Source organism: Xanthomonas sp. GPE 39 (assembly GCF_000963005.1).
GTDB lineage: Bacteria > Pseudomonadota > Gammaproteobacteria > Xanthomonadales > Xanthomonadaceae > Xanthomonas_A.
This window is the reverse complement of the sequence record NZ_JZHZ01000007.1, coordinates 3,416,188-3,436,138: the sequence shown is the minus strand read 5'-3', so window position 1 is coordinate 3,436,138 and position 19,951 is coordinate 3,416,188. Positions and strand designations below refer to the sequence as shown.

18 protein-coding genes are annotated in these 19,951 nt (G+C 64.5%); 16 read left to right on the top strand and 2 right to left on the bottom strand.

Annotation, left to right across the window (positions count from 1 at the left end; translation table 11 throughout):
• The first annotated feature begins 257 nt into the window (after positions 1-257).
• Positions 258-920, top strand: a complete 663-nt coding sequence (locus tag XALGPE39_RS14445; RefSeq protein WP_045728773.1) for a hemolysin III family protein — start codon at positions 258-260, stop codon at positions 918-920.
• A gap of 87 nt (positions 921-1,007) precedes the next feature.
• Positions 1,008-1,481: a hypothetical protein gene (locus XALGPE39_RS14440; RefSeq protein WP_045729259.1), complete on the top strand. Its 474-nt coding sequence runs from the start codon at positions 1,008-1,010 to the stop codon at positions 1,479-1,481.
• Positions 1,482-1,731: 250 nt separating this feature from the next.
• On the opposite strand, the gene XALGPE39_RS16520 is transcribed toward XALGPE39_RS14440, so the two are convergent.
• Positions 1,732-2,226 (bottom strand): lysozyme inhibitor LprI family protein, encoded by a 495-nt coding sequence (locus tag XALGPE39_RS16520; protein WP_235429829.1) that lies wholly within the window; start codon positions 2,224-2,226, stop codon positions 1,732-1,734.
• Between the two features lie 361 nt (positions 2,227-2,587).
• Between XALGPE39_RS16520 and XALGPE39_RS14430 the strand changes: the two genes are divergently transcribed.
• The 4 genes from XALGPE39_RS14430 (at position 2,588) to XALGPE39_RS14420 (ending at position 5,931) form a co-directional block, all read left to right on the top strand.
• On the top strand, positions 2,588-3,988 hold the full coding sequence (locus tag XALGPE39_RS14430) for an MFS transporter (protein WP_045728772.1): 1,401 nt from the start codon (positions 2,588-2,590) through the stop codon (positions 3,986-3,988).
• A 217-nt stretch (positions 3,989-4,205) separates the two neighbouring features.
• Complete coding sequence (locus XALGPE39_RS14425) at positions 4,206-5,018, top strand: EcsC family protein (protein WP_200893889.1); 813 nt, start codon at positions 4,206-4,208, stop codon at positions 5,016-5,018.
• A 108-nt stretch (positions 5,019-5,126) separates the two neighbouring features.
• Positions 5,127-5,288 carry a hypothetical protein gene (locus XALGPE39_RS16015; protein ID WP_161795349.1) on the top strand — a complete coding sequence of 54 codons (162 nt, stop codon included), beginning with the start codon at positions 5,127-5,129 and terminating at the stop codon, positions 5,286-5,288.
• A gap of 37 nt (positions 5,289-5,325) precedes the next feature.
• Entirely contained in the window at positions 5,326-5,931 is a 606-nt protein-coding gene (locus XALGPE39_RS14420; RefSeq protein WP_045728771.1) for a DUF938 domain-containing protein, read from the top strand.
• 27 nt (positions 5,932-5,958) lie between these two features.
• Here the strand turns inward: XALGPE39_RS14420 and XALGPE39_RS14415 are convergent, their stop codons facing one another.
• Entirely contained in the window at positions 5,959-9,552 is a 3,594-nt protein-coding gene (locus XALGPE39_RS14415; protein ID WP_045729256.1) for an indolepyruvate ferredoxin oxidoreductase family protein, read from the bottom strand.
• A gap of 181 nt (positions 9,553-9,733) precedes the next feature.
• Here XALGPE39_RS14415 and XALGPE39_RS14410 point away from each other — a divergent pair, with 181 nt between their 5' ends.
• The 10 genes from XALGPE39_RS14410 (at position 9,734) to XALGPE39_RS14365 (ending at position 19,938) form a co-directional block, all read left to right on the top strand.
• Positions 9,734-10,360, top strand: coding sequence for a hypothetical protein (locus XALGPE39_RS14410; RefSeq protein ID WP_045728770.1), 627 nt, complete (start codon positions 9,734-9,736; stop codon positions 10,358-10,360).
• Between the two features lie 106 nt (positions 10,361-10,466).
• Entirely contained in the window at positions 10,467-11,381 is a 915-nt protein-coding gene (locus tag XALGPE39_RS14405; RefSeq protein WP_045728769.1) for an AEC family transporter, read from the top strand.
• Between the two features lie 191 nt (positions 11,382-11,572).
• Positions 11,573-12,205, top strand: coding sequence for a ParA family protein (locus XALGPE39_RS14400; RefSeq protein WP_045728768.1), 633 nt, complete (start codon positions 11,573-11,575; stop codon positions 12,203-12,205).
• Between the two features lie 3 nt (positions 12,206-12,208).
• Positions 12,209-12,697, top strand: coding sequence for a histidine phosphatase family protein (locus tag XALGPE39_RS14395; protein ID WP_045728767.1), 489 nt, complete (start codon positions 12,209-12,211; stop codon positions 12,695-12,697).
• Positions 12,688-13,308, top strand: a complete 621-nt coding sequence (locus tag XALGPE39_RS14390) for a YceI family protein (protein WP_045728766.1) — start codon at positions 12,688-12,690, stop codon at positions 13,306-13,308. Before XALGPE39_RS14395 ends, XALGPE39_RS14390 begins: the two co-directional genes overlap by 10 nt.
• Entirely contained in the window at positions 13,305-15,287 is a 1,983-nt protein-coding gene (locus XALGPE39_RS14385) for a phospholipase D family protein (RefSeq protein ID WP_152624922.1), read from the top strand. The genes XALGPE39_RS14390 and XALGPE39_RS14385 overlap by 4 nt, the downstream gene beginning before the upstream one ends.
• A gap of 101 nt (positions 15,288-15,388) precedes the next feature.
• Entirely contained in the window at positions 15,389-15,808 is a 420-nt protein-coding gene (locus tag XALGPE39_RS14380) for a hotdog fold thioesterase (protein ID WP_045728765.1), read from the top strand.
• Positions 15,809-15,928: 120 nt separating this feature from the next.
• On the top strand, positions 15,929-16,723 hold the full coding sequence (locus XALGPE39_RS14375; protein WP_045728764.1) for a lysophospholipid acyltransferase family protein: 795 nt from the start codon (positions 15,929-15,931) through the stop codon (positions 16,721-16,723).
• A gap of 67 nt (positions 16,724-16,790) precedes the next feature.
• The gene (locus XALGPE39_RS14370; RefSeq protein WP_045728763.1) at positions 16,791-17,783 is read left to right on the top strand and encodes an alpha/beta fold hydrolase; all 993 of its coding nucleotides are present in this window, start codon (positions 16,791-16,793) and stop codon (positions 17,781-17,783) included.
• Positions 17,784-17,859: 76 nt separating this feature from the next.
• Entirely contained in the window at positions 17,860-19,938 is a 2,079-nt protein-coding gene (locus XALGPE39_RS14365) for a tetratricopeptide repeat protein (RefSeq protein WP_045728762.1), read from the top strand.
• Positions 19,939-19,951: the final 13 nt, after the last annotated feature.

Here is a 19,951-nt window from a genome sequence, read left to right as displayed (position 1 = left end):
CCGACCGGTCGCCTCGGCTGGATCGGGCGTAGCGCATCTGCACTCAGGGGCAGTGATTCTTTGCAGGCGAGCGCCGCGATATGTGGCGGCATACGGCCCGTGCCGCAGCGCTTCCTCGCCACGTCGTGTGGCATGGTCGGTCCTTGTGCGGATAAGGCGACGGTCCGGCCTGGCTGTGCTGCGTGTCAGGGTTGGGCGCGTATCCTATAGGCCCCTCCAGCATTGCGGCGCTGCTTCCGGGCGCGCCGAAGATCTTCTTGTCTGTCTCGGCTTCCGCTTCCGTCCCGCACTATCGTACCGCCGCCGCGCGCCGTGCCGACTTGATCGTGCATGCCGCCGGCCTGTTGCTGGCCAGCGTCGGCGGCGCGCTGCTGGTCTGGCGCGCGCATGCCAACGACGTCTTGCTGCTTGCCACTTGCGTGTATGCGTTGGGGTTGCTGACCATGTTTGCCTGTTCGGCGGCGTACAACTTCGCCCCGCCGTTGCGTCAGCCCTTGCTGCGTAAGTTCGATCACGCGGGCATCTTCGTGATGATCGCTGGTTCCTACACCCCGCTCTTCGTCATGGCCCTCTCCGGTGCCTGGGTCTGGTCGATGACCTTGGCGGTATGGGGTGTGGCGTTGCTGGGTGTGTTCGCCAAACTGTTTCTGCCCGGCCTTGCCAAGGGTTTCTGGGTGGCGATCTACATGCTGTTGGGTTGGGCTGGGCTGGTTGCGGTCAAGCCGATCATGGCGGAGCTGGACAGCACCGTGTTGTGGCTGATCGCCATCGGCGGCGCGATCTACACCGTAGGTGTGGCGTTCTACGTGCGCAAATCGATGCTTTACAACCGCGCGATCTGGCATGCGCATGTACTCGGTGGCGCATTAGCGCACTGGTATGCCATCTGGTTGTGCGTGCGCCCGCTGTCGCCGACATGAACGTCAGCGGGTAACGCGCTAGTGGCCGTGTGCCGACGAACGTAAGCTCGACGCCTCTCATTGACGACGATGGAAGGAGCGCATGCGATGGGTAGCCCGATCCGTCTGGTCATCGCTGCAACGCTCTTGACCGCATACGTGTCGGCGCATGCGCAGCAGCAGGCCGTGCCTGTGCCCGCCGCTGCGGACCCGGTGCAGGTCAGCAGCGCGCCGCCGGACATCCAGACCCTGGGCGAAGTGCGTGCGTTGCCGCCTGACGAGGGCCAGTCGCTGGATCTGTATCGATTCAAAAACCCCGTCGACCTCAAACCCAATGCGTTCGACAAGGATTGGAAGCCGCCACCTTCGATCGAGCAAGTTAGCTTGAGCGGTGGTTACTTGGTGAAGGGCGTCTATTACCTCGAAGCCAAGGCGGCCAAGGGATTGCACACGCTGACCGGTGCACCGGATCAGATCCAGGCCGCCACGGCGCGGCCGCCGCCGCAGTTGAGCGCTGAGCAGCTGCGCCGTGCCACGCAACTATGCGCACAGCAGGGCGCGGGCTGCGATCCGGGGCAGTGACGCACCTCGTGCGCTGCGCCGGTGATCGTGCGCTTTGGCTGTCCGCACCCACCCGACAGTGACGGGCGAGGTGTTGTTAGCCACTCTTAGGCGGCGCTGGCATGCGCAAGCGCGGTGAGATGTGTGCTCCAGCCGCAGCTGTGCGAATACTTTCGCTGCTTCAGGCGCTCGCATGCACGCATACGCCGCGCGATACCACAGCCAAGAGTGCATGCGATGGCGCGTTGGCTGACGCCGACGCGCTGTAGCCTCAGTGCCCGGAGTGTGCGTAGCCTTCGAGTTGATCGGCGCGGGCACCGATCCGTTGCAGGTTGGCCTCTGCGCTCTGCAGGGCGGCTTCCTGGCTGTGCCCACCGAGTGCCTTGTCCAGCGCGTCGCCTTGCGCGTTGGATTGTTGCCAGGTGTATTGGGCGTCTATCAATTTGGAGCGGTCGCTGCCGCTGAGGCGGTAACGCAGTGTGTCGTAAGCGCGATCCATGCGGTCCTGCTGCACGCGCTGTTCGCGCTGGATGCAGCGGCGCCGTTCGTCGATGCCAGTGGCTTGTTTGCGGCATTCCAGATAGGTCGCAGACAGACCGTTGGATGCCTGTTTGGTCTGCGTCTGTTGCATGTGTTGGTTTTGCTGCAGCAGTGCCTGCGCTTGTGCTGCGGACTGCTGTGCGGTCGCGGTGCCGCAGGCGCTTGCGGTTATGCAGATAAAGACCCAGGCCAGCCGGTGGTATCCGATTGCGTTGCTGTTGCGCATCGTCGTTCTCCTTAAAAGTCCAGCATTCCGATTCTGCCACGCCGCCTCGTCGGCGCGTGGCCCACTTGCCGCCAAGCATACGGCAATGCAAGGAGCGCATCGTGGCAGTGAAATGTGGCGATGCAGGGGATGACAGCCAGGCTTCGTCCAAGGCATCGGCTGTGCTCATCATTAGCTCCTGGATCAACGTTGCGCGTGGGGTCGCAGTGCTCCTGGCAACCCGACGTTGCGCTGAACGTCGATCTGCCTGGTTCAGCATTTCTTGCATTTGGTAGTGGCGGTGGTCGCGCTGTCTCGGGCAGCATGCGACGGCGCCGTATGCTTGGCTGCAGGCGCCCACCTCCCCCACCGGTATATGCCAATGCGCGATCCTGTCGTTTCTGTTGCCGATTCCGTCGCGCACGTCGTGGCCCGCCTGGAGCGCCTGCCGCCGACCCGGACACTGTGGCGTCTGGTCGGGTTGCTGGCGCTAGGCGGATTCTTCGAACTCTACGATCTGTTCCAGACGGCCTACATCAGCCCGGGCCTGCTGCACGATGGCATCTTCGCCGAGGGGGCGGCTGGCGTGTTCGGTACTTCAGACCAGGGCGCGTTTGGGATGGCGACGTTTCTTGGTTTGTTTGTCGGTGCGAGTGTGTTCAGCCCGTTCACCGACCGCTTTGGGCGCCGCCCGGTATTCACCTTCGCGCTGCTCTGGTACTGCGTCGCCACCGTGGCGATGGGACTGCAGCACAGCGCGCTGGGGGTGATCCTCTGGCGCGCTGTGGTCGGTATCGGCCTGGGCATCGAATTGGTCACCATCGATACCTACCTATCGGAACTGGTACCGCGACAGATGCGCAGTGCGGCCTTTGCTTTCGCGTTCTGCCTGCAGTTCCTGGCGATACCTGCGGTGGCGTTGAGCGCCTGGCTGCTGGTGCCGCATGCGCCGCTGGGAATCAGCGGCTGGCGGTGGGTGGTGTTGCTCAGCGGCGGCTTCGCCGTGGCGGTGTGGTGGTTGCGTAGCCGGCTGCCGGAGTCGCCGCGCTGGTTGGCCACGCAGGGCCGGCAGGCCGAGGCCGAGGTCGTGCTGGTCGACCTGGAAGCGCGCTGCAGCGCCGACCTGGGGCGTGCACTGCCGGCTCCGGAGCCGGAGCCGACGGTGACTGCGACACCGCCGCGCTTCGCGAGGCTGTGGCAAGTGCCGTACCGACGTCGCATGTTGATGCTGATCGGCTTCCATGTGTTCCAGGCGGTGGGCTTCTTCGGCTTCAGCAACTGGCTGCCGAAGCTACTGGCCAAGCATGGGGCCGATAGCGTGCAAAGCCTGGGTTATTCCTTCGCGATTGCGTTGGCGTATCCGCTGGCGCCGCTGCTGTTGCTGCGTTTCGCCCAGCGCTGGGAGAACAAGGCACAGGTGGTGGTGTCTGCACTGGGGGCGGTGTTGTTCGGCACGCTGTTCGCTTGGCAGAGTCAGCCGCTCACGATCATTGCGTGCGGTGCGGCGATTGCTGCCTGCAATGCGTGGATGAGTTTCGCCTACCATGGCTATCAGGCCGAATTGTTCCCTACCGCCTTGCGTGCCCGTGCGGTGGGTTTTTGCTATTCCTTCAGCCGTTTGTCCACGGCGTTCAGCAGCCTGTTGATCGGCTTTTTGATGGACAACACCGGTCAGCGTGTCGGCCCCGTGCTGGCCTGCATCGTCGCCAGTATGCTGGTTGCGGCGTTGGTGGTTGGCGTGTTCGGCCCGGCCACTCGCAACCGCTCGTTGGAACGGATTTAGAGTCGCCAACAAAACGACGACATCGCCGTCGCGCACGCGGGCAGCTCAGTAACCAATGTTGCATGGCTGTTCCTGCGTGCTGTCCGTGCCCACCCGAGAGTGACTGGCGAGGTTTTGTTGCCATTGTCGGGCCAAGGGTTCGTACCGTCTTTGTCCACAGCGGCATTGGGTGGCGTAGTGCATGCTGTGGTACATCCTCGCCAGGAGTCTTGCGGTCATGACCTCGCATTTTCCCGTTCCCGCGCTGGATGCCGACGACCACCGCGATCTGGCACAGGCGCGGACGTTGCTCGAACATCCCGGCTTGGCGGCGAAAATCGCCAATGCGGTCGGTGCGCCGGTCGAGCACCTGCTCCGCAAACGCTTGCCGCGCGTGTTGTCCTCGCGGGTGGAGGCAATCAGCCAGCGTGCGTTGCGCGTGGCGTTGCGCTCGGCGTTGTCGACCCTGCGCACGCAGGCGCCAGCTAAAGCCCGACCGCGTCTGCACGGAGCTGCGGTTGCCACGACTGGCGCGGTTGGTGGCTTCTTCGGGTTGCCTGGGCTCGTGGTGGAGTTGCCGCTGACGACGACACTGATGCTGCGTTCCATTGCCGATATCGCCCGCGCCGAAGGCGAGCGCCTGGACGATCCAGCCACTGCGCTTGCCTGTTTGGAGGTGCTGGCGCATGGCGGGCCTCGCCAGGACGAGGGCAGCGAATCCGGTTATTTCGCGGTGCGTGCGGCAATGGCGCAGCAACTCGGCGCTGCCGCGCAGTATGTCGCGGCGCATGGACTTGGCAGCAAAGGCGCGCCGGCGCTGGTGTCGGTGTTGTCGCGCATCGCGGCCAAATTCTCGGTCACGGTCAGTGAGAAGTTGGCGGCGCAGGCGGTCCCGCTGGTCGGTGCGGCCAGCGGCGCGCTGCTCAACGCTTTGTTTATTGCGCACTTCCAAGCGCTGGCGCGCGGCCATTTCATCGTGCGTCGGCTGGAACGTCGCTATGGCGAGGCGGCGGTGCGCCAGGCTTACGAGGCGTTACCAGCGCAGCGTTGAGTGCTGCTGTGCCGGGGCTGCGCAGACACAGCGGCAGCGTGTCGCGTCGTCCGCGTTGTTTCTGGGATCATGACGTCATGCCGCATCCGATTTTTGCAGGGGCTTGCCATGAAATCCCGCAACAGCACCGAAACCGACCACGATCCGCCATGTCTGGCGGTGCGGATTGATGTCGACAACGCGCAGTCGGCGGTGATCGCAGGTCTACTCGCCGAAGCGATCCAATACGCTGTCAGCAGCAAGTGCACTTTCGTGCGCTCGCGTGGCTGAAGCGGATGCGTGGGCAGCGACTGGGAGAGCGGACACGATGAGCGAGAAACCGTTTGCGCCGGCCTGCGAGCGCAACCGTGGACCAATCCTGGACGTGCTGCGTCGGCACTTCGCCGATCGCCGATGTGTGCTGGAGATCGGCAGTGGTACTGGTCAGCACGCGGTGCATTTTGCCGCAGCGCTGCCGCAGTTGACCTGGCAATGCAGTGAGCGCTCCGAGCACCTCGCCGGTATCGCGCAATGGTTGGATGCTGCGGCGCTGCCGAACACACCACCGGCCTTGTGCCTGGACGTGCGCGAAGGGCCATGGCCGGTTGCCGGCTACGATGCGGTGTTCAGTGCCAATACCCTGCACATCATGGACTGGCCGGCGGTGCAGGCGTTCTTTGCTGGCGTCGGGCGATTGTTCGCCGATTGCGCGGGCGCGACGCTGGTGGTGTATGGGCCGTTCAACGTCGGCGGTGTGTTCACCAGCGAGAGCAACCGTGTGTTCGACGCCTGGCTGAAGGCGCGCGATCCCGCCAGCGGTCTGCGCGATGTAGAGGCGGTGATGGCACTCGCGCATGCGCAGGGGCTGACGCTGGAGGAAGACGCAACCATGCCGGCCAACAATCGCTGCCTGGTCTGGCGGCGCGGCTGCTGAGCCACGTGGCCGCGTCTGCGGACGGAGTCAGGTGGTCTGCACGATGTGCAGCGCCTTGGGATTGCGCCACGTCGCCAGCAACCGCGCCTCGCGTTGCTTTGCGTCGTCCAGGTGCGCCTGCTTGACGTGACCGTAGCCGCGGATGTGCTCGGGAATGCTGGCGATCTGCACGGCCAGCGCCAGGTTATCGGTTTGTAGCCGCTGCAGCAGTTCGTCGACAGTGGCGATGTAGTCGGCGATGAGCTGACGTTCGTCGCGGCGTTCGGCGCTGTAGCCGAAGACATCCAAGCGACTGCCGCGCAGTCGGCGCAGCTTGGCCAGCCACTTGAACGCGGTGAACATCCACGGCCCGTAAGCATGTTTACGCGGTTGGCCTTGTGCGTCCTTGCTGGCTAGCAGCGGCGGTGCCAGATGGAATTGCAGGGTGTAATCCCCATCGAACTGGGCCTGGACCTGCCGCTGGAATTCGCCGCTGGTGTAAAGCCGCGCCACTTCGTATTCGTCCTTGTAGGCCATCAGCTTGAAAGCGTAGCGCGCCACCGCTTCGGTTAGTGCGGTCGAGGCCGGGGTGATGTGGTGTTCGGCCGCGCGCACGCGTTCCACCAGCGTGGTGTAGCGCGCGGCATAAGCGGCATCCTGGTAATCGGTCAGGAAGGCGTGGCGGCGCGCGATGCGTTCGTGCAGTGAGTGCGACAGGCGGCTGTCGTCCAGCGGCGCAGCGGCAGCGTCATCGATCTCGGCGGCATCGTTGACCTGGGGCTTTCCTGCTGCGCGCTGCACCGCAGGCAGATCCAGCGCCGCTCGCCGGCCCCACGCGAAGGCTTGCTGGTTCATCGCCACGGCGGCGCCATTGAGTTCGATGGCGCGCATCAAGGCCGCATGCGACAGGGGCACCAGACCTTGCTGCCAGGCGTAGCCAAGCATGAACAGATTGCTGGCGATGGCGTCGCCGAGTAACGCCGTGGCCAATTGCGTGGCATCGAGCAGCAAGGGCTCGCGTCCGCCTAGTGCTAGACGCACGCTGGCGATAATCTCCGTGGCGGGGAAGTGCATGTCCGGATGCGTGGTGAAGCTGCCGGGCATTGCCTCGTAGGTATTGAGCAGTACCTGGGAGCGTTCCCCGCGCACCTTGGACAGGACGCAATAGTCGTTGACCACGCCCATGTCGCAACCCAACAGCAGGTTGGCTTCGCCGGCGGTGATGCGCACGGCATGCAATTGTTCTGGTTGGCGCGCCAGACGGACGTGGGTGGTGACGGCACCGCCCTTTTGCGCCAGACCGGTCTGATCGAGCACGCTGGCGCCTTTGCCTTCCAGGTGTCCGGCCATGCCAAGCAACGCGCCGATGGTGACCACGCCGGTGCCGCCGACGCCGGTGATCAGGATGTTCCAGGGTTGCGTCAGATCACTTTGGAACGTGGGTTCCGGCAGGTGCTCCAGTAACGCGGAGGCGTCGATCTGGCTGCCTTTGCGCAACTGCCCACCGTGCACGGTGACGAAGCTGGGGCAGAAACCTGAGATGCAGGAAAAATCCTTGTTGCAATTGGATTGGTCGATCTGCCGCTTGCGCCCGTACTCGGTTTCCTTCGGCAGCACCGACACGCAAAAACTTTTTTCGCCACAATCGCCACAACCTTCACACACCAGCGAGTTGACCAGCACTCGCTTGGGTAGGTCGGGCAGGGTGCCACGCTTGCGCCGGCGTCGTTTCTCGGTGGCGCAGGTTTGGTCGTAGATCAGCACGCTGGTCCCCTTGACCTCGCGCAGGTGCCGCTGCACCGCATCCAGTTCACTGCGGTCGTGAAATTCGACCTCGCTGGGGAACAGCTCGCGCCGCCGCGTCCATTTGTCGATGTCGTCGCTGACCACGACGATAGTGCGCACGCCTTCTGCCTGCATTTGCCGGACGATGTCGGGCACGCTGAGTGTGCCGTCCACCGGCTGTCCGCCGGTCATCGCCACGGCGTCGTTGTAGAGGATCTTGTAGGTGATGTTGACCCCGGCGGCGATCGACTGACGAATCGCCAGTGAGCCGCTGTGGAAATAGGTGCCATCGCCCAGGTTCTGGAAGACGTGCGCGGTGTCGGTGAACGGCGCTTGCCCGGACCAGGTCACGCCTTCGCCGCCCATGTGGGTGAAGGTATCGGTGCCGCGGTCCATCCACGTCACCATGTAGTGACAGCCGATGCCGCCCAGGGCGCGCGATCCTTCTGGTACGACCGTGGAAGTGTTGTGTGGGCAGCCGGAGCAGTAGTGCGGGGCGCGGGCGAAGTCGACACGCGGCAGCGCCATCTCGGCCTCTTTGTCCGTCATCCACTGCAGTCGTTGTTCGATCGAGGTGGTATTGATCGCGCTGGATTGCGGCAGGCGCAGGATGCGCTTGGCGATCACCGCGGCGATGGTGGCCGGGGTCAGTTCACCGGTGGAGGGCAGGATCCATTCGCCGGTCTCGTCGTACTTGCCGATGATGTTCGGGCGTGGGCCGGCGTTGCTTGGCCAGGCGTACAACTGTTCCTTCATCTGCCGCTCGATGAGGGACTTCTTTTCCTCCACCACCACGATGTCTTGCAGCCCGCGCGCGAACGCGGCGATGCCCAGCGGTTCCAGTGGCCAGCTCATGCCGACCTTGTACACACGGATACCGATCTGCGCGCAGGTGTCCGCGTCCAGGCCCAGATACTCCAATGCCTGTAGCACGTCCAGATAGCTTTTGCCGGTGGTGACGATGCCCAGTCGCGCCTGCGGTGCATCCATCACCATGCGGTCGATGCCGTTGGCACGGGCGAAGGCTTGCGCGGCAAGGATCGCGTAGCGGTGCAGGCGCATTTCCTGGTCCAGCGGTGGATCTGGCCAGCGGATGTTGAGCCCGCCCGGCGGCAGCGCGAAATCCTCCGGCAGCACAATCTGCCGCGCAAACGGATTCACTTCCACCGATGCCGAGGATTCCACCGTCTCGGCGATGGTCTTGAAGCCGATCCAGCGCCCGGTATAGCGGCTCATCGCCCAGCCGAGCAGGCCAAGGTCGAGAATGTCCTGCACGCCGGCCGGGTTGAGTACCGGCATCATCGCACTGATGAACTCCTCTTCCGAGCCGTGCGGCAGGGTCGAGCTACGGCAGGCATGGTCATCGGCGGCCAGCGCCAGCACACCGCCATGACGCGAGGTGCCGGCGGCGTTACCGTGTTTGAACACGTCGCCGCAACGGTCTACGCCCGGGCCTTTGCCGTACCACATGGCGTATACGCCATCCACGCGTGCGCCGGGGAACAGTTTGGTCTGTTGCGTGCCCCATACCATGGTCGCACCCAGGTCTTCATTGATGCCTGGCTTGAAGACCACATTGGCGGCGTCCAAGTGCTTGCGCGCGCGCCACAACTCCAGGTCAAAACCGCCCAGCGGACTGCCACGGTAGCCGCTGACGAAGCCGCCAGTGTTCAGGCCGACAGCACGGTCGCGTAACTGTTGCATCAGCGGCAGGCGCACCAGCGCTTGCACGCCGGACAAATAGATCCGGCCTTCGGTGCGGGTGTACTTGTCTTCCAACGTATAGCTGGCATCCACGCCAGCGTTGGCCACTGTGGCGAGAGAGGACGATGGACGCGAATCGGCGATGCGGCTCATGTACTTGCCCAGGGATGGAAGGTTGGCGCGCTGCATGCTTTAGCGTGCGCCAGCGGACGATTGTATCAGTCACGTTTTTGCAGGCAGGCGCTCGCCCGCAGCGCTGTTGGCGGTTAGGATGGCGCAAGAGGGAGGGGACGACCTGCAAGGGGTTTCAGTAATGAAGATACACACACAGGTAATGGCCGTAGCACTGGCCTGCATGGGGGCAGTCGGTGTGACGGGCGCGCAAGCGTTGCCGGCGCCGAAAGAATTTTATTTCGATCAGGACCCAAGCACCACACGTCCAGTGGTTGCCATTGCTGGCAATGGCGATGCGCTGGTGGAGCGTCTTGCCAATGCCGTGCAGCGCAATTTGGATGCCGGTTCGGGTGCGAGCCAGGCGCGTGCGCAACTGGCCGCTATCGCCATGACCGACGGCCGCCAGGAACTGGGCAAACAGCTTTACCAAGAGGCATTGCACGGCCTCTCAGGTGGGGTACAGCGTCGTCAGGTGGAGTGGAATTACGGCTGGAGCCTGCTGCGCATTGACGATCCGGCTGGCGCGCTGAGCCACTGGAGTGGGCTGATCAATGGTCATCCAGCGACGCCGGATTGGATCCCGCCGACCCTGGCACTGGTCCTGTGGCGCTTGCAGCGCAAGGACGAAGCGGTGAAGTGGTACGCCGCTGCCGTGCGCACTTGGCCGGATAAATGGGGGAGCGGTGCCGATTTCGCCGCCTTGCTGCCGAACTGGCGCGATGCCGAGCGCGCCACGTTGGCCGATGTCCAAGCTGCCTGGCAGGCTGCGCCCCCGGCTTGGCCTTGAGCCGCCAGATGGCAGCGCTTGGCGCGGCGCTGGCAGCCTTCGTCGCTGTGGACGCACTGCGCGTGTGTAAATGGCCGCGTAACTTGCGCAGAGCCTTGTAGCACCGATGGCCTTCGATGCGTTTGCACTGATCCTGACCATGCTGGCCGTTGGCAAGCTGTTCGCGCGCCTGCGCGTGCTGCCGCCCAATACCACCGATGTCCTCAACGCAGTGGTGCTCTACCTGTGTTTGCCGGCTTCGGTGTTGATGTACGTGCCGCGCTTGCAACTTGATCGCAATTTGCTGGGACTGGTGCTGACTCCGTGGTTATTCACCGCTGCGACGGTCCTGGCGGTGCTGGCGCTGCGCGCTCCGCTGCGCCTGCGCCGCGAACAGCAGGCGGTCTTGTTGTTATGCGTGGCATTGGGCAACACCAGCTTCATCGGTTACCCGATGGTGCATGCGCTGCTTGGCGAGGCGGCGTTGCCCTATGCGGTGGTCTACGACCAGTTCGGCACATTCGTCTTGTTGTCCAGCTTCGGTCTGTACGTGTTGGCGCGCTACAGCGGCCAGACGCCGCCCTCACCGAAGCAGACGCTGTTGCGGATGGCACGCTTTCCGCCGCTGTGGGCCTTGGCGTTCGCGCTCACGCTGATGCCTGTGCGGCCTCCGGCCTGGATCGCCTCGGCTCTGCAGCATCTAACCGATGCGATGTTGCCGCTGGTGATGCTGGCGGTCGGTTTTTCGATTCAGTTGCGATTGCCGCGCGATGAATTGGTGCCGCTGGTCGCCGGGCTGGCGTTGAAGCTCCTGTTGCTGCCGGCACTCGTCTGGCTGCTGTCATGGGCTCTGGGGCTGCGTGGGCAAATGCTTCAAGCCAACGTGCTCGAGTCGGCGATGCCGACCATGATTACCGCAGCGTTGTTGGCGATCTCGCACCGCTTGGCGCCGCGTCTGGCGGCGGCGCTGGTGGGTTACGGCATCTTGCTGTCGTTGCTGACCTTGCCGGCGTGGTTGTGGGTGCTGGGGGCACAGGGCTGAGCTGGAGGCGTTTGCCCAAGGCATACACTGGCATCGGTTTGGTTTGGAAAATGTGGACATCGTGTCGCCTCGTTGTCGCTCGATGCCGACGGCCAGCGAGCGCGCTGTAATCCGTCCGAGAACAGACGTTGACTACCTGCTGACGGAATGCCGGTGTACGCTGCTGGTTCTTCCCCGGAAGCGAGGCGTGCATGAAGACGATCCTGGTGGCCGGCTCCAAGGGTGGGGTGGGCAAAACGACCATCGCCACACATCTGGCCGCGTTCTATGCGCTGGCCGGTAAGCGAACGGTGCTGGCCGATGCCGATCCCCAGGGTTCCTCGACCCGCTGGGCCGAACGCCGCGTTTGCCTGGAGAGCGCTGTGCTGCCAATCGATGTCAGCCGCAAGCGCGCGTGGCGTGCCGGGCTGCCGGACGATGCGCAGCGGGTGATCATCGATGCCCCTGCCGGTGCCATGGCGGAGGATCTGGCGCATTTCCTGGACGAGGCCGACGCGGTGGTGGTGCCGTTGACGCCTTCTGCATTGGACATCGAGGCCAGCGTCGGCTTCCTCAACACGCTGGCCAAGGTGCCACGGGTGCACCAGCGTAAGTTGCCGGTCGGGGTGCTGCTCAACCGCTGCAAGCCGTGGACCCACGCCACCCAGCAGGCGCTGCAGATGCTCGGCGAGTGGCCTTATCCGGTGGTGGGGCAACTACGTGACAGCCAGGCCTATGTGGTGCTGGTCGGGCTGGGCCGCAGTTTGTTCGATTACCGCTCTGCCCAGGTCCGCGATCATCAAATGGACTGGGAGCCGTTGCTCAAGTGGCTGAAGAAGGCTTGACCGATGACCATCGTTCTACGCGAAGTGATTCTGCTGCGCCATGCCCATGCCGAGCCGGCCGACACGGGTCAAGCCGATTTCGACCGGCCGCTATCGCCGCACGGCCTGGCCGAGGCGGAGACGGCCGGACGCTGGCTGCTGGAACAACGTCTGGTGCCGGACAGAGTGTTGTGTTCGCCTGCACGCCGCGCACGCGAGACTCTGGAAGCGATCCTGGGCTTGACCGGCTATGTCGAGCAGCGCTTGGAGCCGCGCATCTACGAAGCCACCTCTGGGACCCTGGCCGGCCTGCTGGACGGCCATCGCGACGTCGAGCGGCTGTTGTTGGTCGGTCATAACCCGGGCCTGGAACGCTTGGTCGCGCTGATGCACAGCGGTCAGTCCGGCGACTATCGTGGTATGCCCACCGCCAGCATCGCCGTGCTGGCGGTGCCGCAAGATGTGCCGATCGAGCCTGGCGTGGCACGTCTGAACGCCTTCTGGTGGCCTTGATTCGGTTCCGTCGTCATTTGACTGCGGCGCTGTGCGCCGCGTTGTTGCCGTTGTGTCTACTGTCCGCTGAGGGTGGCACGCAAATGTCTGCGACGCAGCTACCGCCAGGCGACTACGCTGTGGACGCAGCGCGATCGTACTTCGGGTTCGAGATTCGCACCCGTTTCGGTCAGCGCATCGAAGGCGTTTTCCCGCGTTACGAAAGTACCGTCCACGTCCTGCCGGATGGCCGTCACCAGGTGCGGCTACGCCTGTTCAGCGCCTATGCGCAGATCCCCGGCAAGCCGCGCTATACCGGCTGGATGCGTGGCGAGGATTTCTTCGATGCCGCGCGTTACCCCACGATCTCCTTCGATTCGCAACCGTTCTCCCCGCGTTTATTGAGCAGCGGCGGGTCGATATCCGGGACCTTGAGCATCCGTGGAGTCAGTCATCCCGAAGCGTTGACCGTCATGCCGGCCGCATGCAGCCGGCCAGGCTATGATTGCGATGTCATCAGTCGCGGCACGGTGTTGCGTGGGCGTTACGGGATGGATAAGTGGGATCTGGCCTTGAGTGATCGGGTCACGTTCGTGTTTCATACGCGGTTGGTCGAGGTGGGCGTTCGGTGACAGCACTGATGAGGGGAGTGGTACTGGCAGTGTTGCTGCTCGCCAGTGGTTGCGCGAGCCTGTCGCACACACAGCATGCCCGTGCCATGGCGATTGCGCAGGCCGCGCAAGACCGTCAACTGACCTGCACGCGCAGTGACCACTGCGCGCTTGTCTCGCCGCTGCGTGGGTTGGCCGATCAGGCTTTCGCCCAGTCCGGCGATGGGGTGGCGCACCATTACGCCACGATCTTGGATCACGGCGAGGAGGCGTTGGTGGCGCGGATCAACCTGATTCGCAGTGCCAGCCGTAGCATCGATCTGCAAACTTACATCTTCGACAAGGACGATAGCGCGCGGTTGGTGATGGATGAACTGCTGGATGCGGCGCGGCGTGGGGTCAAGGTGCGGGTGCTGATCGACCAACTTTCAGCGATCTCCGATTTGCAGATCCTTGGCGCGTTGGCCGGGGAGCACGAAAACTTCTCGCTACGCATCTACAACCCCACCTTCGGCCTAGCCAAGACCAATTACCTGCACTACGCGGCCAGTGTGCTGTGCTGCTTCCGCCACTTCAACCAGCGCATGCACAATAAGTTGCTGGTGGTGGACGATGCGATCGGTGTGGCTGGTGGGCGGAACTACCAGGACGACTATTTCGACTGGGACAGGGAATACAACTTCCGCGACCGCGACGTGCTGGTGGTCGGCCCAGTGGCGCGCGCGATGGCTGCCAGTTTCGATAGTTACTGGGAGGCGCGGCGCAGCGTGCCTGTGGCACGGCTCAACGACGTCGGCAAGCTCTTGTTGCGCGATGGTGTGCCGGCACTGCCGCCAGCGCGGTTCCTGCGCCCGGAGCGGGTCCAACGGGTGCGGCAGGAGGCGACCGATTCGGCGTTCGTAGAGAACGCGTTCGTGTTGCCGGCACTGCCGGTCAAGCATGTGGACTACGTCGCCGACCTGCCGCAAAAGCATCGCCGCGAACATGGCCCCAAGGCGATCTCCACCGCGCCACGGCTCGATCATCTGATCGCCGAGGCACGCGAGGAAATCCTGCTGCAGACGCCCTACCTGGTGCTATCGGATCCAGCGCAGGCGATCTTCCGCGACCTGCGCAAGCGGGCGCATCCACCCCGCGTGGTAGTGGCCAGCAACAGTCTGGCCTCCACTGACAATCCGGTGGTCTACGCGCTGTCCTACAAGTACAAGCGGCGCAATCTGCGCGCGCTGGGCTTGGACATCTACGAGTACATGCCGTTCCCGCTGGATGCGCCGGTGAACTACGCCAATTTGCTCCCCGCGCCGTTGCGTGGGGAACTACCCGATGGCGATACCGTTGACGCACCTTTGCCTGATGCGTCGGTCGGTGGCGGCAACGACAAGCGCTTTTCCTTGTTGGGCAGCGGTGGACCGTCCGGAAGTCGTGGCGACGGCAGTAAGGTCGAGCGCCGCCTGTTGCGGACCGAGACCCGGCGCCCCTCTCTGGGCCGACGCATCGCCAATCACCCGCTGCCGGTGACGCGTGAGGGCGCGCGCATGGGCGTGCATGCCAAGTCGCTGGTGGTGGATCGTCGTGTCGGAGTGATCGGCTCGCACAACTTCGATCCGCGCAGTGAGACCTATAACACCGAGGGGGCGGTGATCGTCGACGATCCAGCCTTTGCCCAGGCATTGGCGGCCAGCATCGACCGCGACATCGAGCCGGAGAATTCCTGGGTGGTGGCGCCACGGGTCAAGCCTGCGCTGTTGTCGGGTTTGAACTACAGCATCGACAAGCTCTCCGAAGCGTTGCCGGTAATGGATCTGTGGCCGTGGCGCTATGCCACCGACTACGCCTTCCAACCCGGCCCGGATTGCCCGGCCCCGCTGACCCGGCATGATCCTGGCTTCCACCGCTGCTACGCCGCAGTGGGGGATTTTCCCGAGGTCGATGTCGGACCGAAGTGGCTGCTGGTCCGGATGCTGACAGCGTTCGGGTCCGGGTTGGTGCCGATTCTCTGAGGGACACGACCAGGATCGTGCTGGTGGAAAAGTACGGCTTGTAGGGTGTTGCGACCTGCCTGACGTTAGGCTGGGGTTCTTTGATTGCAGGGAATTTGCGTATGGCCTTTCGTGAACCGGTCGATCTGGATGCTCTCAATGCCGATGCGTGCGACACCCTGGTGACGCAGTTAGGTATCGTTTTCAGCGAGGCCGGCTCGGACTGGTTGCGCGCGAGGATGCCGGTGGATGCACGCACGCTGCAGCCATACGGGCTGCTCCACGGCGGCGCCTCGATGGTGCTGGCCGAGACCCTGGGCAGCAGTGCCGGCAATCTGTGCGTGGCGCCGGACGAGGTTTGTGTGGGTATGGAAATCAACGCCAATCACCTGCGCAGTGTGCGCAGCGGATGGGTGGTCGGTACCGCACGGCCATTGCATATCGGCCGAACCACGCAGGTGTGGGAGATCCGCATCGAGGATACGGCGGGCAAGCCGGTGTGCGTATCGCGGTTGACCCTGGCGGTGATCGCGCGTGGTTGAGCTTTGCCATTGTGGCGTGGCGCAGCTTGCGCGGTGTCGTCGCGCAACTGTCGCCGCGCAAGCGGCGCGAGACTGACACAATAGCTCGTCTACTCCCCTTGCTTCCGGTAACTGTTCCGAATGAGTGAGTTTTTGCACATTGCCACGCGTGGACAGGGTGGAGCGCTGCGCTGGATTCGTTATGGCTATCGTGTGCCGCTGCTGGCACTGCACGTGTCGATATCGACACCGTGCGCGCTGATGTGCATGGCCTTGTCGCCTGGGCGTGGCGGCGCCGAGTCCTTTGGTGATCGTATGGCGCGCTGGTGGTCGATCTGCTTCCTGCGCATCTTTGGCCTGCGCGTGCGCCGTATCGGCGCACCATTGCCCAATCCAGTGTTGTTCGTGGCCAACCACGTCAGCTGGATCGATATCGTGATGTTGCATAGCCAGCGCATGATGGGTTTGGTCGCCAAGCACGAGATTGCCGGCTGGCCGCTGATCGGCTGGTTGGCCGTGCGCGTGCGCACCATCTTCCACCAGCGTGGTAGCAACGCATCGTTGAGTGGCGTCATGCAGGCGATGCGGGAAGAGTTGCGCTCGGGGCGCTCGGTCGGGGTGTTTCCGGAAGGGCGCACCCGTAGCGGTCATGATCTCGGTCCGTTCCATGCGCGGATCTTCCAGGCTGCAGTGGAAGTCGATGCGCCTGTGCAGCCAGTGGCGCTGCGTTATGGGTCAGGCGGCTCGGCCCAGGCGATTGTGGCGTTTGGGCCGCAGGAGAGTTTCTTGGTCAACATGGTGCGTATGCTCGGCGAACCCAGTCGTGCGGCTGAAGTGCATTTTCTCCAGCCGATTCACTTGCATGACGTGGAAGGACGGCGGCACATCGCCGAGACAGCGCGCGCGCGCATCGTCACGGCAATGGAACAAGGCTGAACCCTGGAACACCGGTCGCACCGTGGTTACAGGTTACCCTCCCTCTTTGCATGCAAGCTCATCTCCCATGAATGCAACCGATTACTCTCCCCCACGCTGGTTGCGCAATCCCCACCTGCAATCGGTGCTGGGGTCCAGCCTGTTGCGCGTGCGTCGTGGCGAACAATTGCTTGTCGCCAGCGGTGCGATCACCACCTCGCATATCCTCGATGGCGGCGATGGCGTGCGCCTGCAGGGCTGGTTGAGCGTGCCGGCCGATGCCGCCCCGCTCGGCACAGTGTTGCTGTTGCACGGTTGGGAAGGCAGTGCCGATTCGAGCTACATGTTTTTGACCGCCGCACAGATGGTTGCCCGTGGTTACCAGGTGTTTCGACTCAATTTCCGCGATCACGGCGATACCCACCACCTCAACGTGGACCTGTTCCATTCCGATCGTCTGGACGAGGTGTTCAATGCCGCCTGCGATCTATGGCGGCGTTTCCCGGCACCGATGCTGTTGGTCGCTGGCTATTCGCTTGGCGGCAATTTCGCATTGCGTCTGGCCTTGCGCGCACCGGTGGCCGGCTTGCCGCTGCAACGCGTGGCTGCGGTGTGTCCGTTGCTGGATCCGGCTGCCGCCATGCAGCGCGTCGAGAACGGCCCGCAGTTCTACGATTGGTATTTCCGCCGGAATTGGCGCGGATCGCTGATGCGCAAGCGCGAACTGTTTCCGGACCAACATGGTTACGACGATGCCACGCTGGCGCTGGACATGCGCGGATTGATGGGGTGGCTGGCGCAGCGGCACGCGGGTTTCGCCAGCCTGGATGCGTATTTCGATAGCTACAGCATTGCTGGCGAGCGTCTATTGGGCCTGCACGTACCGGCCGACATTCTGATGGCCGAGGACGATCCGGTGATTCCCCTGGACGATTTCCGCAGTTTGCGCCTGCCGGCCTTGGCGCGGCTGGAGATTGCGCGCTGGGGTGGGCATTGCGGTTTCATCGAAAACGCCCGTGGTGACGGTTTCGCCGAGCGGTGGGTGGCCGAGCGCCTGACCCAGGGGCTGGTGACGTCCTAAATCCTGCACCGCCGCGTCGCTGCGGATTGGCCGGGCACCCCCGCTACAATGTGGGTTTGTCTTCAGCCAGAGCACCATGCACGAGTCCATTCTCGACGCCCTACGCCGCCAGGACACCGCCGATGCCCTGCGTCTTGCCCAGGCCTGGGCGGCACAAGCCGCCGACGATGCACAAGCGCAGCGCTGGTTGGCGCTGGCGCGGCAGCAGCATGGTGATACCGCCGAGGCCCTGGACAGCATCGACCGGGCGATTGCGCTGGCGCCGGAAGATGCGCAATTGCATCTGCTGCGCGCCAGCATGTTGGTGGGTGCCAACGACATGGCCCAGGCCGAAGTCGCATTGGCACAGACGGCGGCGCTGGATCCCAACGCGTTCATGGCCTACATCATGCGCGGGCATCTGGCCCTGGGCCGTGGCGACCTGGACGAAGTGGAGCGGTTGAGTCGCACCGCCGCGCGGTTGCAGCCGGAGCATCCGCAGTTGCTCGGGTTGGACGGCATGCTGGCGCTGCGCCGTGGCGAGGCCGACCGCGCGCTGGCCTTGCTGTCGCATGCCAGCAATGCCGTGCCGGACGATCCGCGCCTGCTCTACGCGCTGGGCTTTGCTTATCTGGACAAACAGCATCTGGCCTTCGCCGAGACGGCGTTCCGCCGGGTCGCCACACTCACTCCTGGGACCAGTGTGCCGATGATGGCGCTGGTCGCGCAGCTCGCGCATCGTCAGGGCCGCCTCGAGGATGCCATTGCCGCGCTGGAAACGGTGCTGGCCGATCCTGCCGGCGATACCGCCAACATGCGCCGCCTGGCCGGCGAATACGCCTTGCAGGCCGACCGACCGGCGCAGGCGCTGGAGCATCTGCGTCCGGCCCTGGCTGCGGCTCCCGCCGATCGCCGCACACTGCACGCGGCGCTGATCGCCTGGCAGCGTCTGGGCACGCTCGACGAGGCGCGCGCGACCCTTGAAGCGGCGCTGACCAGCACGACCGACGCCCATGACCTGTGGTTGGCACGGCTGGCGCTGGAGCCGGTGGGCGGTGCCGAGGCACGTGCGTTGATCGCGCGCTGGCAGGCCGCCATGCCCGCGCACGTGCCGGCGTTGGAGGCACAAATGCGGGTGCACGACATGGCCGGCGAGCGCGACCAGGGCGAGGCGGTGGCCCAGCGTATCGTGGCGCTAGAGCCGGGTCGGATCAGCGGCGAGGAGCGGCTGGTCGAGGCGATGCTGGAACGCGGTGAACACGCGGCGGCCATCGATCACGTGTGCGGCTTGATGCAGCGTCTGCCTGAGCAGAACCGGACCATTCTGCGGCCGTGGCTGGCGGCGGTGCAGGATGCCGCTGGTCGCGTCGAGGATGCGCTGGCGACGTGGCTGACATTTCAGCAGGAACAACAAGCGCACCGTTTGCCGTTGCCGCCGCTGGGCCAGGATGCGCTGTCGCCATGGCCGCCGTTGGCGACGGTGCAGGCGCATACGCAGGCACGGCCGTTGTTTGTCTGGGGCGCGCCCGGCAGCGGCGTGGAACGGGTGATTGCGGTGTTGGGTGCGGCCAGTCCGGTGTTGCGTGGTGACCGTTTCGGTGCCCAGCCGCCCAGCGATGGCTTGCAGCGCTACCGCAGTGTCGGCGAACTCGATAGCGGCGCGCTGGACGGCGCGGCGCTGGTCGCCGAGTGGCGCGCGCAGTTGCCGGCGCGTGGCATTGGCGATGGCAACATCGTTGACTGGTTGCTGTGGTGGGACAACGCCTTGCTGCGGGCGCTGCGCCCGCATCTGCCGGAAGGGCGCTTGCTGATCGTGCTGCGCGACCCGCGCGATATGCTGCTGGACTGGCTGGCCAATGGTGCTCCGGCACCGCTGCAACTGCCCTCGCCGGAGGTCGGCGCGCGCTGGCTGGCGGCGGTGCTGGAGCAGATCGCCACGCTGCATGCGCAGGACCTGTACCCGCACCGGCTACTGCGGCTGGACGGCATCGAGACTGATCCGGCCGCTGTGGCCGCAGCCCTGGAGCAAGCGTTCGGTGTCGCCTTTCCGACCGTGCCCACGCTCGGCCCGCCGCGTCTGGCCGCCGGCCACTGGCGCGCCTATGCGGGGCCGCTGGCTGCCGCGTTCGCCCTGCTCACGCCGGTTGCGGTGCGCCTGGGCTACCCTGAAACCTGATTTGCCACGGAGC

What these genes read in the sequence shown, in the direction of transcription:
- XALGPE39_RS14440 (WP_045729259.1), top strand. Translation starts at nt 1,008, where the DNA reads ATGGGTAGCCCGATCCGTCTGGTCATCGCTGCAACGCTCTTGACCGCA.
- XALGPE39_RS16520 (WP_235429829.1), bottom strand. Translation starts at nt 2,226, where the DNA reads ATGCGCAACAGCAACGCAATCGGATACCACCGGCTGGCCTGGGTCTTT.
- XALGPE39_RS14430 (WP_045728772.1), top strand. Translation starts at nt 2,588, where the DNA reads ATGCGCGATCCTGTCGTTTCTGTTGCCGATTCCGTCGCGCACGTCGTG.
- XALGPE39_RS14425 (WP_200893889.1), top strand. Translation starts at nt 4,206, where the DNA reads ATGACCTCGCATTTTCCCGTTCCCGCGCTGGATGCCGACGACCACCGC.
- XALGPE39_RS16015 (WP_161795349.1), top strand. Translation starts at nt 5,127, where the DNA reads ATGAAATCCCGCAACAGCACCGAAACCGACCACGATCCGCCATGTCTG.
- XALGPE39_RS14420 (WP_045728771.1), top strand. Translation starts at nt 5,326, where the DNA reads ATGAGCGAGAAACCGTTTGCGCCGGCCTGCGAGCGCAACCGTGGACCA.
- XALGPE39_RS14415 (WP_045729256.1), bottom strand. Translation starts at nt 9,552, where the DNA reads ATGAGCCGCATCGCCGATTCGCGTCCATCGTCCTCTCTCGCCACAGTG.
- XALGPE39_RS14410 (WP_045728770.1), top strand. Translation starts at nt 9,734, where the DNA reads ATGGCCGTAGCACTGGCCTGCATGGGGGCAGTCGGTGTGACGGGCGCG.
- XALGPE39_RS14405 (WP_045728769.1), top strand. Translation starts at nt 10,467, where the DNA reads ATGGCCTTCGATGCGTTTGCACTGATCCTGACCATGCTGGCCGTTGGC.
- XALGPE39_RS14400 (WP_045728768.1), top strand. Translation starts at nt 11,573, where the DNA reads ATGAAGACGATCCTGGTGGCCGGCTCCAAGGGTGGGGTGGGCAAAACG.
- XALGPE39_RS14395 (WP_045728767.1), top strand. Translation starts at nt 12,209, where the DNA reads ATGACCATCGTTCTACGCGAAGTGATTCTGCTGCGCCATGCCCATGCC.
- XALGPE39_RS14380 (WP_045728765.1), top strand. Translation starts at nt 15,389, where the DNA reads ATGGCCTTTCGTGAACCGGTCGATCTGGATGCTCTCAATGCCGATGCG.
- XALGPE39_RS14375 (WP_045728764.1), top strand. Translation starts at nt 15,929, where the DNA reads ATGAGTGAGTTTTTGCACATTGCCACGCGTGGACAGGGTGGAGCGCTG.
- XALGPE39_RS14370 (WP_045728763.1), top strand. Translation starts at nt 16,791, where the DNA reads ATGAATGCAACCGATTACTCTCCCCCACGCTGGTTGCGCAATCCCCAC.
- XALGPE39_RS14365 (WP_045728762.1), top strand. Translation starts at nt 17,860, where the DNA reads ATGCACGAGTCCATTCTCGACGCCCTACGCCGCCAGGACACCGCCGAT.